The sequence below is a fragment of the Chryseobacterium gleum genome (genome assembly GCF_900636535.1).
Lineage (GTDB): Bacteria > Bacteroidota > Bacteroidia > Flavobacteriales > Weeksellaceae > Chryseobacterium > Chryseobacterium gleum.
In genome coordinates this window covers 4672912-4688584 of sequence record NZ_LR134289.1, presented here as the reverse complement: position 1 = coordinate 4688584, position 15673 = coordinate 4672912, and the positions used below count along the sequence as shown (strand labels likewise).

General features: G+C 37.6%; 18 protein-coding genes. 11 read left to right on the top strand and 7 right to left on the bottom strand.

What is annotated here, in order from left to right; genetic code table 11:
* Position 1: 1 nt before the first annotated feature.
* Positions 2–1339 (top strand): UDP-N-acetylmuramate--L-alanine ligase, encoded by a 1338-nt coding sequence (locus EL165_RS21600; RefSeq protein WP_002984235.1) that lies wholly within the window; start codon positions 2–4, stop codon positions 1337–1339.
* 41 nt (positions 1340–1380) lie between these two features.
* On the opposite strand, the gene EL165_RS21595 is transcribed toward EL165_RS21600, so the two are convergent.
* Both EL165_RS21595 and EL165_RS21590 read right to left on the bottom strand, forming a co-directional pair.
* The gene (locus EL165_RS21595; protein WP_002984237.1) at positions 1381–2448 is read right to left on the bottom strand and encodes an NAD(P)H-dependent flavin oxidoreductase; all 1068 of its coding nucleotides are present in this window, start codon (positions 2446–2448) and stop codon (positions 1381–1383) included.
* A 171-nt stretch (positions 2449–2619) separates the two neighbouring features.
* On the bottom strand, positions 2620–3495 hold the full coding sequence (locus EL165_RS21590) for an aldo/keto reductase (RefSeq protein WP_002984238.1): 876 nt from the start codon (positions 3493–3495) through the stop codon (positions 2620–2622).
* A gap of 332 nt (positions 3496–3827) precedes the next feature.
* Between EL165_RS21590 and EL165_RS21585 the strand changes: the two genes are divergently transcribed.
* Together EL165_RS21585 and EL165_RS21580 are read left to right on the top strand one after the other, a co-directional pair.
* Complete coding sequence (locus tag EL165_RS21585) at positions 3828–4262, top strand: GNAT family N-acetyltransferase (protein ID WP_002984241.1); 435 nt, start codon at positions 3828–3830, stop codon at positions 4260–4262.
* Positions 4263–4730 (top strand): GNAT family N-acetyltransferase, encoded by a 468-nt coding sequence (locus tag EL165_RS21580; RefSeq protein ID WP_002984243.1) that lies wholly within the window; start codon positions 4263–4265, stop codon positions 4728–4730.
* Here EL165_RS21580 and EL165_RS21575 read toward each other — a convergent pair.
* Together EL165_RS21575 and EL165_RS21570 are read right to left on the bottom strand one after the other, a co-directional pair.
* Entirely contained in the window at positions 4704–5603 is a 900-nt protein-coding gene (locus tag EL165_RS21575) for a LysR family transcriptional regulator (RefSeq protein WP_002984245.1), read from the bottom strand. The genes EL165_RS21580 and EL165_RS21575 overlap by 27 nt on opposite strands.
* Before the next feature lie 40 nt (positions 5604–5643).
* Complete coding sequence (locus tag EL165_RS21570) at positions 5644–6390, bottom strand: metallophosphoesterase family protein (RefSeq protein WP_002984248.1); 747 nt, start codon at positions 6388–6390, stop codon at positions 5644–5646.
* Between the two features lie 400 nt (positions 6391–6790).
* Between EL165_RS21570 and EL165_RS21565 the strand changes: the two genes are divergently transcribed.
* From EL165_RS21565 to EL165_RS21540, 6 genes are all read left to right on the top strand, one after another.
* Positions 6791–7408, top strand: coding sequence for an NAD(P)H-dependent oxidoreductase (locus EL165_RS21565; protein ID WP_002984252.1), 618 nt, complete (start codon positions 6791–6793; stop codon positions 7406–7408).
* Positions 7405–8289 (top strand): NAD-dependent epimerase/dehydratase family protein, encoded by an 885-nt coding sequence (locus tag EL165_RS21560; protein WP_002984254.1) that lies wholly within the window; start codon positions 7405–7407, stop codon positions 8287–8289. Before EL165_RS21565 ends, EL165_RS21560 begins: the two co-directional genes overlap by 4 nt.
* Before the next feature lie 2 nt (positions 8290–8291).
* Complete coding sequence (locus EL165_RS21555) at positions 8292–8579, top strand: putative quinol monooxygenase (protein WP_002984257.1); 288 nt, start codon at positions 8292–8294, stop codon at positions 8577–8579.
* A 2-nt stretch (positions 8580–8581) separates the two neighbouring features.
* Positions 8582–9337 carry a type 1 glutamine amidotransferase domain-containing protein gene (locus EL165_RS21550; protein ID WP_002984261.1) on the top strand — a complete coding sequence of 252 codons (756 nt, stop codon included), beginning with the start codon at positions 8582–8584 and terminating at the stop codon, positions 9335–9337.
* A 211-nt stretch (positions 9338–9548) separates the two neighbouring features.
* Entirely contained in the window at positions 9549–10532 is a 984-nt protein-coding gene (locus tag EL165_RS21545) for an aldo/keto reductase (protein ID WP_002984264.1), read from the top strand.
* Positions 10533–10751: 219 nt separating this feature from the next.
* Positions 10752–11720, top strand: coding sequence for a cyclase family protein (locus EL165_RS21540; protein WP_002984268.1), 969 nt, complete (start codon positions 10752–10754; stop codon positions 11718–11720).
* A 226-nt stretch (positions 11721–11946) separates the two neighbouring features.
* On the opposite strand, the gene EL165_RS21535 is transcribed toward EL165_RS21540, so the two are convergent.
* The 3 genes from EL165_RS21535 to EL165_RS21525 form a co-directional block, all read right to left on the bottom strand.
* Positions 11947–12390 carry a carboxymuconolactone decarboxylase family protein gene (locus EL165_RS21535; protein WP_002984271.1) on the bottom strand — a complete coding sequence of 148 codons (444 nt, stop codon included), beginning with the start codon at positions 12388–12390 and terminating at the stop codon, positions 11947–11949.
* 7 nt (positions 12391–12397) lie between these two features.
* A complete protein-coding gene (locus tag EL165_RS21530) occupies positions 12398–12829 on the bottom strand; it encodes a DoxX family protein (protein ID WP_228370587.1) in 432 nt (143 codons plus the stop codon).
* 63 nt (positions 12830–12892) lie between these two features.
* Positions 12893–13465: a Crp/Fnr family transcriptional regulator gene (locus EL165_RS21525; RefSeq protein WP_002984277.1), complete on the bottom strand. Its 573-nt coding sequence runs from the start codon at positions 13463–13465 to the stop codon at positions 12893–12895.
* Positions 13466–13530: 65 nt separating this feature from the next.
* Between EL165_RS21525 and EL165_RS21520 the strand changes: the two genes are divergently transcribed.
* Positions 13531–13896 (top strand): DUF1304 domain-containing protein, encoded by a 366-nt coding sequence (locus EL165_RS21520; protein ID WP_002984280.1) that lies wholly within the window; start codon positions 13531–13533, stop codon positions 13894–13896.
* Positions 13897–14421: 525 nt separating this feature from the next.
* Entirely contained in the window at positions 14422–15672 is a 1251-nt protein-coding gene (locus EL165_RS21515; RefSeq protein ID WP_002984282.1) for a quaternary amine ABC transporter ATP-binding protein, read from the top strand.
* The last annotated feature ends 1 nt before the right edge of the window (position 15673 follow it).

The following is a 15673-nucleotide window of genomic DNA, read 5'->3' as shown; positions in this document are numbered from 1 at the left end:
ATTGAAAACCCACTTTATTGCCATTGGCGGAAGCGCCATGCATAATCTTGCCATCGCATTAAAAGACAAAGGATATCAGGTAACCGGTTCCGATGATGCTATTTTTGAACCTTCAAAATCCCGACTGGAAAAGAAAGGAATAATGCCCCGGGAAATGGGCTGGTTCCCGGAGAAGATCACTCCGGATATTGATGCTGTGATTCTCGGGATGCATGCACACCAGGATAACCCTGAGCTGGCAAGAGCTAAAGAACTGGGCCTGAAAATATATTCTTATCCGGAATTCCTTTACGAACAGTCTAAAAATAAAACCAGAGTTGTTATTGCAGGATCACATGGTAAAACAACCATTACCTCAATGATTCTTCATGTGCTGAATTTTCACCGGAAAGATGTGGATTTTATGGTTGGCGCGCAGCTTGAAGGTTTTGACTGTATGGTAAAACTGACGCAGGATAATGACTTCATGGTGCTGGAAGGTGACGAATATCTTTCCTCTCCTATTGACCTGCGCTCAAAATTTTTACTGTATCAGCCGAATATTGCTTTAATGAGCGGAATTGCATGGGATCACATCAATGTATTCAAAACTTTTGATGATTATATTGAGCAGTTCAGAAAGTTTGTGGCAAGCATTACTGCAGGCGGAGTTCTCGTATACAATGAAGAAGACCCGGAAGTAGTGAAAGTAGTGGAAAATGCTGAAAATTATTTCAGAAAGATCCCATACAAAACTCCTGAATATGAAATCAGCAACGGTAAAGTATATCTAAAAACTGAAATGGGAGATGTTCCGCTTTCTGTTTTTGGAGCGCATAATCTGTTAAACCTTGAAGGAGCAAGACATATCTGCCAGCAGCTCGGCATCATGGATGAAGATTTCTATGAGGCTATTATGAGCTTTAAAGGCGCCTCCAAGCGTCTTGAAAAAGTGGAAAGAGAAGATAAAGGAATCCTTTACAAAGATTTTGCCCATGCACCAAGTAAGGTAAAAGCTGCTGTAAAAGCATTCGTAGAACAGTTTAAAACTGATAAGAAATATGGATTTCTGGAGCTTCACACCTATTCAAGCCTAAATCCTGCTTTCCTTGAACAGTATGACCACGCTATGGATGGTCTGGACGAGGCAGTGGTTTTCTATTCTGAAGATGCTTTGAAGATTAAAAGAATGGAGCCTATTTCTCCTGAATTCATCAAGGAAAAATTCAGAAATGATCATTTAAAAGTTTTCACTAATGCTGAAGATCTTCATGCCTACTGGAATACATTAGATAAAACGGATGGTGTTTATTTAATGATGAGTTCCGGAAACTTTGGCGGATTGGATTTAACAAAATAACTAATAAAAAAGCTTCAGATCATATTTCTGAAGCTTTTTTGTTAGCATTTATCTTTTTCACACTGGCTGATTAAATGTTTCAGAATCTCTTCTGTAGAACGTTCACTATACTGATGAATGGATTGTCCGACCCAGATTCCTACAAACTCCGGATTTTGCAGTGATTTTGCTGCTTTTCGTAACGCATTGGTGAGTTTGTTCTGATAAGGATATGGTAAAATATATTCCGAGTTTTCAACAGTTTCTATAAATTTATTTTTTACTCCCCTGGCATATCTCCCGGAGAAGCTCTTCGTTAGAACAATTTCTTCTTCTCTTACTTTTTTCAATCTTTCTTTTTCAAATGGCAGTAAGGCACTTTCCTGAGAAGCTAGTAGAAGGTTACCAACCTGAAAGCCCTGTGCCCCTAAATCTTTAACAGCCTGCAATGTTCTTGAGCCATAGATTCCTCCTGCATAGATCAAAGGAACATTTACCTGATCATATATCTGCGACAATAAAGATAGACCTCCGATCTGCGGAATATCTTCTGCTTCGAAACTTCCTCTGTGACCGCCGGCTTCTATTCCCTGAACACAAATGATATCAATACCGGATTTTTCAAGCATTAAAGCTTCATTTACAGAAGTACATGTCCCGATAAGGGTTACTCCGTTTTCTTTTAATTTCTGAATACTCTGATCATCAAGATTTCCAAATGTAAAACTCAGAATCTTGCATCCTTCCTGAATAATGGCATCCACCTGTTCATGATAACTGTTAATACCGATCGCATCTAGGTCCGGAAGCTGTACTTGTATACTATTTTCTCTGGCCAGTTGTTCTATAAACTGCCTGGTTTTACTATATTTTTCTTTTAAAGCATCTGTCACTGCAGGAATGTAATGGACAAAAATATTGGCAGCAAAAGGCTTATCTGTCAGTTTTTTTGTCTCTCTGATCAACTCAACAGATTGATCCGCAGAAAGATCAGCCAATGCCAATGACCCAAGACAGCCTGCCTGAGCCGCTGCTACAGCCATTTGTACCGTGCTGACTCCAAACATCGGAGCCTGAATTACAGGATATTTTATTCCCAACTTTTTACTGATTGTATCCGGCCAAAACATAAGAATTATTTTAATTAAAAGGTACAAAAAATAGGAACAGCTCATTTTCAACAGGATATGACATTCCTCATCCTGAATGAAAATACAATTCCCACAGGTTTCACAGAAAACACAGATTGTAATCTGTGAAATAGTGAAAGCTGTGGGAATATTCTTAATTTCCGGTTTTTATTATATATCCGCTACAGAATTTAGCATCTTTTGTTCCCACGCAGGATCTTTCGGATCAAAGAATAATCTTTTTCCCGTATCTAAGCTACGAACAACATTCATTTCATCTTCTGTAAGTTCAAAATCAAATACATTAAAGTTTTCCTCAATTCTTGATGGAGTCACAGATTTTGGAATCACCACAAATCCTTCCTGCAGATGCCATCTCAGAATGACCTGTGCTACGGTTTTACCATATTTTTCAGCAATTGCTTTCAGATCAGGATTGCTTAAAAGATTCGCATTACCATTTCCAAGCGGGCTCCACGGCTGTGTTATAATATTGTTTTCCCTGTCATATACCTGCAGTTCTTTTTGCTGGAATACAGGATGCAGTTCAATCTGGTTGATTACCGGTAAAACTGTTGAATTGGCTTTCAATTCTTCCAGTTTCTCAACCGTAAAATTACATACTCCGATAGCTTTGATTTTCCCCTCCTGATAGAGTTCTTCCAAAGCTTTCCACGTTCCCAGAAAATCTCCATAAGGCCAATGGATGAGATACATATCAAGATAATCCATCTGTAATCTGTCTAATGTTCTCTGAAAAGCCCTTTTCGCTTTTTCATATCCGTGATCCTGAACCCAGACTTTTGATGTAATAAACAGTTCATCCCTGTCTACTCCGCTATTTTTTACCGCAGCACCTACTGCTGTTTCATTCTGGTAAATAGCAGCAGTATCAATCATTCTGTATCCTGTCTGAATAGCTTTGATGACTGCATTTTCACATTCTTTCAGATCATCCATCTGCCATACCCCAAAGCCTAAAGCCGGAATATCCACTCCATTATTTAAAGTTACCACAGGCTGTCCTGGATAGGTTTTCTTTTGCATAAGTCTTTATTTTAATGATTAATATAAAGTGATAAACAAATTTGCAATAAAAAATTGAAAATCCGGCCTACCATTTTTACTGTTTCTGTTAAAAGATTCTTATTCATAAGGTTTTTAATATGATGTATAAACTACCCCGTCTTTTTGCTTTGCAAAAATCCACCCCTTCAAGTAAGGGGAATGAGTAGTTGATAAAACCAACCCTTTACAATTCTACCTTCTACCTTCCATCTTCCATCTTCCATCTTCCATCTTCCATCTTCCATCCTCAAATTTTCTCTCCTGCCGGCACTTCTCCTCAATTTTCACTATTTTTGTTCAAATTAAAAATCATGTCACAACATATCAGACTGGCTCATGCAGAAGATTATCCAAGAATTATGGAAATATGGGAATCAGCCGTGAAAGCAACCCACGATTTTCTTGCAGAAGAAGACTTCAACTATTTTAAAGAGGTAATTCCAAGGGATTATCTTCCTAACCTTGATGTTTATTTAATTACTGAAGATCATGAAGCTAAAGGTTTTGCATCCGTTGCAGAAGGCAACCTGGAAATGCTTTTTATTCATAATGATACGCGTGGAAAAGGCTACGGAAAAAAGCTTTATGAGTTTATGAAAGAGAAAACCGGATTGACCAAAGTAGATGTTAATGAGCAGAATCCTCAGGCAATTGGTTTTTACGAAAAAATGGGTTTCAAAAAAATCGGAAGATCAGAAAAAGATGGTTCCGGAAAGGATTATCCGCTTATTCATATGAGTTTATAAATGGAAGATTTTATTTTTCATCAATTAAGTTCCGATTCGGAAATACCTTATCAACTCTTGTTATTGGCCGATGAAACCAAAGAAGCCATTGATCAGTATATTTTTAAATCTGATATCTATCTTTTACATGATGGCATAGAAGATATTGCTGTAATGGCATTATGTAAAAGCAATGAGACCGAACTGGAAATAAAAAATGTTGCTGTAATTGAAAGCTACAGAAGCAAAGGAATCGGAAGTATCCTGATGAACAAGGCTAAGGAAATTGCCGGAGAAAATCATTATAAAACACTGATCGTTGGAACGTCAGATACCGGCTTCCAACAGATCAGATTTTATGAGAAAAACGGTTTCAAAAAAACCGGAATCCGGAAAGATTTCTTTATTGAAAACTACCCGTTACCCATTTTTGAAAACGGTTTACAGATGCGGGATATGGTTTTACTTACCCATTACCTGGCGGAATAAGCCTTTAATATGTTCTATTTCGGCTTGATAATTCGTTTTTTTACGGCATCCGAAATACAGTGTATTTTCCAGCTTTTTCTTTCCTTCCCAGATCATTTTAACTTCACCGCCTTCAATGTCATTTTTACATAGGAAGTCAGGAACAACGGCTAATCCTGTTCCTCCTTTCAGACATCGGATGATTGAATTCAGATTGGGAACGATATAATTGGGCCGGAAATTCGGCTTATGACCAAAATTCAAGGTCCAGAACTGGAAAAGGTGTTCCATATCTCCCGTAGTTCCGTACCATTTTTCGTTCTTCAGCCACTCCTCTATCTGTTCTGCATCTTTTGTTTTTAAAACTTTACTGAAAGCGGCAGTATCTACATCTTTCCCTCCAACCAGAATGATCTGCTCGGAAGAGAAGGCTTCATGCTCTATATTGGGGGAAGAACCTTTTTTAGGAGTAATGATAAGATCCAGAATTCCTTTATCCAGCTGATCCAGCATTTCAGGATATTCTCCAAAACTGATGATCAGATTGAAAGGCAGTGATGAAACATATTGTTCCAGTGTAGTCTGAAAAGTCTCAAAACACATTCCCACACTGATTGTAGGCGTAAGCTTTTCTGTAGATTTCTGAAAATTCTTCTCTACATCTTCCAGTCTGGTAAGAGGCTCAGCAACGGCATTGAACAACACCTTCCCTCTTTCTGTCGGAATCATTTTTCTACCGGTTCTGTCAAACAGTTTATAGCCTACATAAGCTTCCAAAGAACTTAAATGCAGGCTTACTCCCGGCTGTGAGATGAATAAGGCATCTGCTGCACCTGTCAATGTCCCGGTTTTATATATCGCTTTAAAAGTACGATACCATTCTAAGTTAACCATGACTTAATTATTAATATTCTGATGCAAATTTACAAAATAATTATAATATTGATACATTTTCATTTTCCAGAAACGCTGCATAATAATCCGGAATTCCGCTTTCCCTTATCTGGCAGGCAGTTTCCTCAATCGGATAAGATAACTGTACAATTTCAGGAGTAATTTTTTCTTCATCCAAAGTGAGCACCAGATAAGAAGCCAGTCTGTTTTCTTCTTTGGAACGTCCTACAGATCCACAATTGACAGCCCAAGAGTTATTTTCAAATTGTTTTTTAAATGATAAATGAGTGTGTCCCATCACAATAAGATCAGCGTCCGCATTCTTCAGCATAGACGTAAAAATCTCATCATTCTTGGACTCGTACAGATAGGTATCGTTACTTTCAAGGCTTGAATGAACCAATTGGATATTCCAGTGTTTTTCACCTGTTTTATAGTTTAATTTTAAATGAAAAGGAAGTTCAGCGAGAAATTTTTTATTCTGTTTTGTAATATGCTTTTTAGAATGGTCTATTGCAATGAACCGGGCTTCAGTTTCTTCTTCCGAATGCTTTGAAAGAGGAATGACAGGAATATCAAAAGCAATTCTTTCATCATGATTTCCCATCAAACAGGGAATGTTCAGGCTTCTGATTTTTTCAATCACTTCATTTCCCCAGGGTGCAAAATCTACAAGATCTCCAAGACAGAATTTCTGGCTGATTCCTCTCTCTTCAATATCCTTCAATACCACTTCTAGTGCAGGAAGATTTCCGTGCACATCGCTAAAAACAGCTATCTGTATCATTGTCCTTCAATTTGTTAAACAAATTTACCTGTCACAACATAATTCCGGTTTAGAAATGATATGATATTTTACCATGAAATGAGAAAAAAGTAAATTGTCAATCGTCAATTTTGCTTCGCAAAGTCAATAGTGAATGATTAACTGCTGATTAGAAATACCTGTACATACAAACAAATCGGCTGCACTCAATCCCCAATCACACATCCCGAACCTATAAAAATTCACAAGCAAAGCGAATTGACTTTTCACCATTCACATACAAAACCTTAAATTTTGAACCCAAAACCTTGAACTCTACAAACTATAATTTAAATAATACTTTTCTATAAATTATATTATTTTTATTATACAAGCATCCATCCTAACTTTGCAGAGTAAAATTTAAACAATCATAAAAGAAATGAAAAAAGTACTAATCATCAACGGAGGACAGAATTTCGGACATTCCGGAGGAAAATATAATCAAACGATCGCAGAAAATACATTGGCAGTTCTTAAAGAATTTGACAACGTAGAAGTAAAGATCACCAATGTAAGCGAAAATTATGACAAACATGAAGAAGTTCAGAAGTTTGTATGGGCGGATTACATTATTTACCACACTCCAATCTGGTGGTTCCAGCTTCCGAACGGATTGAAAAGATATATCGATGAAGTGTTCACCGCAGGTCATGCAAAAGGAATTTATATGAGTGACGGTAGAAAAGCTGAGAATCCTGAAATCAATTATGGAACAGGAGGAATGCTTGGTGGCAGAAAATATATGCTGACTACAAGCTGGAATGCTCCTGCAACCGCTTTCACACTTCCCGGAGAATTCTTTAATGAAAAAAGTGTGGACAAAGGTCCGTTATTTGGGTTCCACAGAATGAATGCTTTTGTTTCTATGGAAAAAATGGAAAGCTTCCACTTCCACGATGTGGAGAAAAACGCCAATATAGAGCGCGATATGAAGCTTTACAGAGAACATGTAAGAAATGTTTTTGAAAAAGAATTAAAATCTGAACTGGTATCATGAAAAAAATACTGATCACAGGTATTACCGGCTATATTGGCGGCAGTATTGCAAAAAAGCTCCTTGAGAGGAATTATGAAGTGACAGGACTCGTCCGTAATGAATCCCATGTACAGGAACTGGAATCATTGGGAATCAAGACGGTTGTAGGGAACATTCACAATGAAGACCTTATCAAAACAGCTGTTGCTGGTGTTGATGCAGTCATTCACAATGCTGATTCTGCCGATGATGCTTATGCTGTGGATAACTTTATCAAAGCTCTGGAGGGAAGTCATAAAACCTTCATTTTTACTTCAGGATCTGCCATTTTTGGAGGTAAAGAAAATGGTAGAAGGAGTGATTTTGTGTATAGAGAAGACTACCCTTTGACTCCAAGACTGGAAATGGCATCAAGGGTACTTATCAATAATTATGTACTTCAATCTGTTCAAAAAGATATAAGAAGTATCGTTATTGTTCCTACCATGGTGTATGGAGAAGGTCTGGGAATAAAAAAAGACAGTATCCAGATCCCTGCTCTGATTAATTTCTCACAGAAAAAAGGACATGGTGTTTATTTTGGCGAAGGTGAAAATATCTGGTCCAATTTACATATTGAAGATCTGGCAGATCTTTATGTACTGGCCTTGGAAAAAGCAAAAGAAGGTTCCATTTATTATGCAGAAAACGGAGCCTCATCTTTAAAAAACATTGCGGAAATCATCAGCAAAAAATATCATCAGCAACCCGCCAGATCTTTAAGCATACAGGATGCTGTTGACAATTTCGGGCCTGCAGGCGGCTATTTCGGTTTTGCATCTAACAGTATATGCAGCGCAGATAAAGCCAGAACAGAACTGGGGTGGAAACCCGTCTATAACTCAATTGAAAATTTTATTTAATTATGAAAATTTATCTTACAGCGATTATAAAGTCTAAAGAAGAACATCAGGCAGAAGTATTTGAAGTTCTTCAGAATATGGTAAAAGAAACAAGAAAAGAAGAGGCTTGTGAACTTTACAGCCTTCACCAGGGAATTGAAGACAAAAATGAGTTTGTTTTCTACGAAATCTGGAAAAACGAAGAAGGATTAGCCCAACATAATCAGCAGCCTTACATCAAGGCTTTCGGAGCTTTGGTTGAAGAAAAGCTTCAGGAGAAACCACAGATTTATACTACCCATATCATTTAATCATGAAAAAATTAGCGTTTTTAATGCTTGCAGTCCTTACAGTAGGATTTGTACATGCACAAACCAAAAAATCAAAGAATATGAAAAAGAAAATTTTATTTGTCGTAACCAGCCATGATAAAAAAGGCAGTACCGGCGAAGATACAGGATATTATCTGGGCGAAGTCTCTCACCCATGGGAAGTTCTGCACAAAGCAGGATATGAAATTGACTTTGTAAGTCCTAAAGGCGGAACTCCTCCGGTAGATGGTTTCGATTTGAAAGATCCGGTCAACAAAGAATTCTGGGAGAACAAGGAATATAAAAACAAAATTGACCATTCTATGACGCCGTCACAAGTCAATCCTAAGGAATACTCAACCATTTTTTATGCAGGAGGACACGGAGCGATGTGGGATTTTGCAGATAATCAGGAACTGGCAGACATTGCTTCCAAAATCTATGAAAACGGCGGTATTGTAGCCGGAGTATGTCATGGTCCCGCAGGTTTGGTGAATATCAAACTGAATAATGGAAAATATCTTGTAGACGGCAAGAAAATCAATGCTTTCACTAATGAAGAGGAATCTGAAGTAAAATTAACAAACGTTGTTCCTTTCTTATTGGAAGATAAGCTGAAAGAAAGAGGAGCAAAATTTGAAAAATCAGGGCTTTGGCAGAATCATGTGGTAACGGATCAGAGAGTGATCACAGGACAGAATCCACAGTCTGCAAAGAGTGTTGGAGAAGCAATTTTAAAGGAATTAAATAACAAATAATTTTTAACCACAAAAGTCACAAAAGCTTCAGACACTTAAATAAAAAGAAGTTTCTAATCAGAATACAGAGAAGAATATTTAAAGTCTTTTTATATCGAAAAGTTCTTAAAAGTGTCAACATTGAAACGGCGAGAATTCCCCTCCAGTGGAGGGGTGGCGAAAATTCAAAGAATTTTTGACGGGGTGGTTTACACATAACAATTAAAACAAAATGGAATACAGAAAATTAGGAAATACTGATTTAGAATTATCAACAATCACACACGGAGCATTTGCAATCGGTGGAAATATGTGGGGCGGTAATGAAAAGCAGGATTCTATCAACTCTATTCACGCATCATTGGATCACGGTGTTACTTCTATCGATACTGCACCATTTTATGGTTTCGGACTAAGTGAAGAAATGATCGGGGAAGCCATCAAAGGTAAAGACCGTTCAAAAATCCAGCTTTTGACAAAATTCGGATTGGTATGGGACGGAAGCAATAATGGCAAAGGAGAATTTTTCTTTGATGCTGAAGACGAAGGAAAAACTCTTCCGGTTTATAAACTGGCTTCAAAAGAAAATATCATCAAGGAAGTTGAGGAGAGTTTAAAAAGATTAGGGACGGATTATATCGACCTTTTACAGCTTCACTGGCCGGACAGCACTACCCCAATCTGCGAAACTATGGAAGCTATGGAACTATTGATCCAGCAGGGAAAAATCCGTGCCGCAGGGGTAAGCAATTACAGCGTGGCTCAAATGGAAGAAGCTAACAGAACGTTAAAGCTTGCCAGCAACCAGGTTTCTTACAGTATGTTGAACCGTGCTATTGAAAATGATCTTGTTCCTTATTCTTTGGAAAACAATTCAGGAATTATCGTGTACAGTCCGATGGAAAGAGGTCTTTTAACCGGTAAATATTTTAAGGAAACCCAATTGAAAGATAACGACCACAGAAACGGATATTTCTCTCAGTTTGATTTGAATAAAGTGAAAACTTTCTTAGAAAAAATAGAACCTATTGCTCAGGAAAAAGGAGCCAGCCTTTCTCAGCTGGTACTAAGATGGACAACTTTACAACCAGCCATTACCGTTGTATTGGCAGGAGCAAGAAATGCACAGCAGGCTATTGAAAATGCAAAAGCAATGTCTATTGACCTTTCACAGGAAGAATTGAACATCATCAATTCAGCTTTAAGCGAGATATAATATAAAGCTGGAAGAAAGGGGCTGGAAGAAGGAAGTTATTGATGTCGGATAACCAATAGATTGGTTTACGATTGAACTTCAACTGTCATTCCGAAGAAGGAGGAATCTCTTTGTCACATACAGAAAAGTGCATAGAAACCACCTAATTATCAATACACTAATAGAACTTCCCTCTCCCAGCTTCCAGCTTCCTTTCTTTTAACCTCAATCCCTATAAGAATGAAAAATAATCTGATCAAAGTGTTCGGGTTAGCGACACTATTGACTATAAACAGCATTACATTAAACGCTCAGACCCTCGTTAACCCCGAAGACCAATCATGGTATCCTTCTGCTTATGGCTCAAAAGATGAGATCGGAGCTGCTAATTTATTGACACCTGAAGTTGTCAAACAGGCATTAGGACTGGTAAAACAAGGTAAAACGCTGGCGCTTGCCGTTCCCATTGATAAAAATCTTCCTGCTTTCAGACACAGAAGTTTTAATTTATACAATATTCAACCCGGAGAACAGGGCGGAAAAAGCATAGGACCGAATAAATTCACCTTCAATGATGAACTGGTCAACGGATGGACCGGCGTGGGAACCCAGCTTAACGGAATCGGGCACATCGGGATTGACAACACCTACTATAACGGAAATAAAGCAGCAGACTTTGTAACCGTAGAAGGTGTCAAGAAACTGGGCGTTGAAAAAGTACCACCTTTTGTAACCCGTGGTGTAGTGCTTGATATGACTGCTCATTATGGAAAATCAATTGTGCCGGGAGGAACAGAATTTACGGTAGAAGACATTCAATCCGTTTTAAAGAAACAAGGAATTACTCTGAGAAAAGGTGATATTGTTCTTTTCAACACCGGATGGCTTGAATTGATTGGTAAAAACAACCAGCAATTCCTGGAAACTGAACCGGGAATCGGAATGGATGCTGCAAAATGGCTTGCCGATCAGGGAATCGTAGCTTTTGGCGGCGATACCTGGGCTTCTGAAGTATATCCTAACCCAAAAAGTAAAGAAGAATTCCCTATCAACCAGTTTATGCTGGCCAAAAAAGGAATCTATAACCTGGAACTGATCGACAGCCGCCCGTTGGTGAAGCAAAAAATCTGGGAATTTTTATTCGTTCTGGGACAGCCTTTATATGTAGGCTCTACTCAGGTGAATGTAAATCCTGTGGCGATTTATTAAATATACCTTCCTAAATTTTGAAGAACAGAGAGACAACGTAATTGCGTTAAAAAATAAAATTAACCTTAAAATTTATTTTTAGAATTAATACCCAAACCAGGTTACATTGTCACTTTGCTTCTTATACTAAAACGGCCTTTCACATTTGAAAGGCCATTTTTATAAAGTAAATATCAGTAAATTATGCAGTCTTCATTGACTTCCATCTACCCGCTCCCATACTTCACTATTTTGCAATCGGAAGATGAGTACTTACTGCAATTCTGTTCCAGGCATTGATGGTTATGATCGCCATGATGATCTGGGCAATCTGGTTATCATCAAAGAAAGATTTTGCTTTCTGATAAGTTTCTTCAGTTAACCCCTTTTCACTGATCAGAGTAATTTCTTCTGTCATAGCCAACAATGCCAGCTCTTCCTCAGTGAAAAACTCTTTGGCTTCTGTCCATCCGTTCAGAATAAAGATTCTCTGGGGATTTTCTCCGTATTTGATAGCATCTTTTGTATGCATATCCAGGCAGAAAGCACATTTATTGATCTGTGAAGCTCTGATTTTAATTAATTCTTTCTGAATAGGTGTTAAAGAAATAGTCTGTAAATACCCTTCCAGTCCCATCATCGCTTTGTAAGCTGCCGAATCTACTGTTGCAATATTTAATCTTGCGCTCATAATATTATTATTTTTTGGTTAATTGATCTATACTTAAAGAATAATGTTGTTGTACCGCCAGTAAAAGTGCAGCAGCACTTCCCACCCATACAGAGTAATTCAGCGGGGCTTTTGTTCCTGATGCAATGGTCATGGATACTGCAAAAATCAGCAGCAGAATACTGCTTCCATACGCTGCAATTCTGGTTTTAAATCCAAGAATCAGCATCAAAGGGAAAAGAATTTCCAAAAAGGTAGCAGCATATGCTGAAAATGTACTCAAAGATTCCGGAAGAAAAAATGTCAGCTGTCTTGTATATTCTTTAAAGCTTTCCATATTTCCCCATGACGAATTTTCTTTGCTCCACAACCCGAACCGGTCTGCAACTGCAGAAAGCATCGTCACGGCAAGAGCCAGCCTTAAATAGAGTTGCGGAAATTGTTTTTTTGTATCTGTCATTGCATTAGCTTTTAATTGCATGACAAATTTCCGGCTTATGATCCGTAAAAAACTTAAACTGGTTTAAGAACGTAGTTTTGCTTTAATTTCACTTAAATACTCCGGTGTAAATCCGAGAAACGAAGCAACAAGATATTGGGGAATCCTTTGAATAAACCATGGGTACATTGTGCTGAAATGGATATACAGTTCTTCTCTTGAAAATTCAGACAAATAACGGAGTTTTCTTTCTGAAGCGGCGTAAGCCCTTTGATAAATAATCCGGAAATAACGCTCCATTACAGGATGTTTTGCAAACAATAATTCCTGATTTTTAAAATCAATCACCAAAACAGTAGAATGCTCCACCGACTGAATATTAAAATCCGTCTGCTGCTGCCTTTCATACGCAAATGTATCCGTAATCCACCAGTTTTCAATGGCAAACTGAGTGGTATTCTCCACTCCTTTTTCGTTGATAAAGAATTTCCTCAGACAGCCCTTTACCACAAAAAACATATTCCGGCATATCTCTCCCTCAAGCATCAGATTCTGCTTCTTCTTTACCTCCATCACCTTGAAAAATGATACAATAGAAGTATACTCCTCATCGGTTACGGTAATGAATTTATTTAAATGTGCTTTGAATGGATCCATTGTAAGAATTAATACTCAAACTTAACTTTATTTTTTTAGTTTTACAATGAGAAAAATATTGAATCATGGAAATCGTTGCTAAAATTCTGACCGCTGTTGTTGCACTGGAACACCTTTATATCCTTTGGATGGAAATGTTTGCCTGGGAAACCAAAGGAAAAGAAGTTTTTAAAGCAGCTTTGCCTGCGGAGATGTTTAAACCGACGAAAGGACTTGCTGCCAATCAGGGGCTTTACAATGGTTTTCTGGCTGCAGGACTGATCTGGTCATTTTTGATTAAAGATCCGCAATGGCAGACCAATGTGGCATTATTCTTTTTAGGATGTGTAGCTGTGGCCGGAATCTATGGAGCCATTTCTGCCACTAAAAAAATATTTTTCGTTCAGGCATTACCCGCTATCCTTGCGATTATTGCCGTTTTACTGAAATAACTTGACAAGCTATCATAAAGATTTCTTTCCAATCACCATTCTCTTAACTTTCATAATAAGAGAAAAATCATCATGAAAATACTATTTCAAAACCACACTGAAAATCAACAACTTATCTACACAAAAATCCATTTAATATAAATTTTGTAAATTTGCACCGTCATAAAAAACTGATATACAGTTTTTTGATACTGGCAAGCATTTTGATGAAATGTAGCCATTCAAGTTGTTCAGTACACATATCTGTAATTACCTCATCAGTAATTTAATTGTAGACTCTATGTAAAAAGATTAATTTCTTTTGCATAATACACTCTTTTTCTAGAGTATAATCTATTGAAATATTTAAAATAAACATAAGACCATCAGGTCTTTATGCTGTTATTTTTTGTTTGAAGCTTTTATCACTAAAGGCCCGGCAAATTATTTTATCCTATCGTCATCAGCAGAACAACGAAAGCTAAATGTATATACTAAACTGGTGTACAGTTTTTATATCAAATTATTAATTGAAAAATTCTGAATATGGAAAAAAATGAAAACACCCGAAAAGTAAAACTTAAGGTTGAAGACCTGACCATCATCTTTGGTAAAAACAAAGAAAAAGCACAGGAACTTTTAGACAAAGGTTTTTCCAAAAAGGAAATTCTTGAAAAAACAGGCTGCACCATAGGAATCAACAAAGCCAGTTTTGAAATTTATGAAGGGGAATTCTTTGTCATCATGGGACTGTCAGGAAGTGGAAAATCTACTTTACTGCGCTGTCTTAACAGACTGAATGAGCCTACTTCCGGAAAAGTATACATCAACAACGATGATATTACCAGTAAAAACAACAAGGAACTTTTAGAAGTAAGGAGAACGGAAATGAGTATGGTATTTCAGAAATTCGGATTGCTGCCCCATCATACCATTTTAGACAATGCAGGTTTCGGGCTGGAAATCAGAGGAGAAAGCAAAGCTTCCCGGGACAAAAAAGCACAGAAAGCACTGGATATTGTAGGATTAACAGGTTTTGAAAACCAATATCCTTCGCAACTTTCAGGAGGAATGCAGCAGAGAGTAGGATTGGCAAGAGCTTTGGCCAATGATCCCGAAGTATTGTTGATGGACGAAGCTTTCTCAGCACTTGACCCATTGATAAAATCTGAAATGCAGGATCAGATGCTTGAACTGCAGAATACCTTACAGAAAACCATCGTCTTCATTACCCATGATCTGGACGAAGCCATTAAAATCGGAGACCGCATCGTCATCATGAAAGATGGTGTCATAGAACAGATAGGAACAGCGGAAGAAATTTTAACCAACCCAGCAAGCGACTATGTAAAAGCGTTCGTAGAAAAAGTAGACCGTAAAACCATTATTACAGCAAGATCTTTAATGTTTGATAAAGCTACGGTGGTCCGTTTCAGAAAAGATGGCCCTGAGGGAGCTTTACGAAAAATGAGAGCCACCGGATTAGAAAACTTACCTGTTGTAGATTTTCAGAATAAATTCCTTGGATTTGTTACCCTTAACGATGTCGTACGCATTGCCAGAAAGAAAGAACCAACGGTAGAATCCATTATCAACAGTAATGTTCCTTCGGTGTACCCTGAAGTGACTGTTGAAGAAATGTTACCCCTGATCTCAGAAAATAAATCGTCCATTGCCGTGATTGATGAAGACAATAAATTTTTAGGTCTTGTGACCCAGTTATCTCTGGTCATAGAAGCCACAAAGTTTAACGAAGAAGAAATTATTGAATTAAAAGAAATCGCAAACAACCAATAAG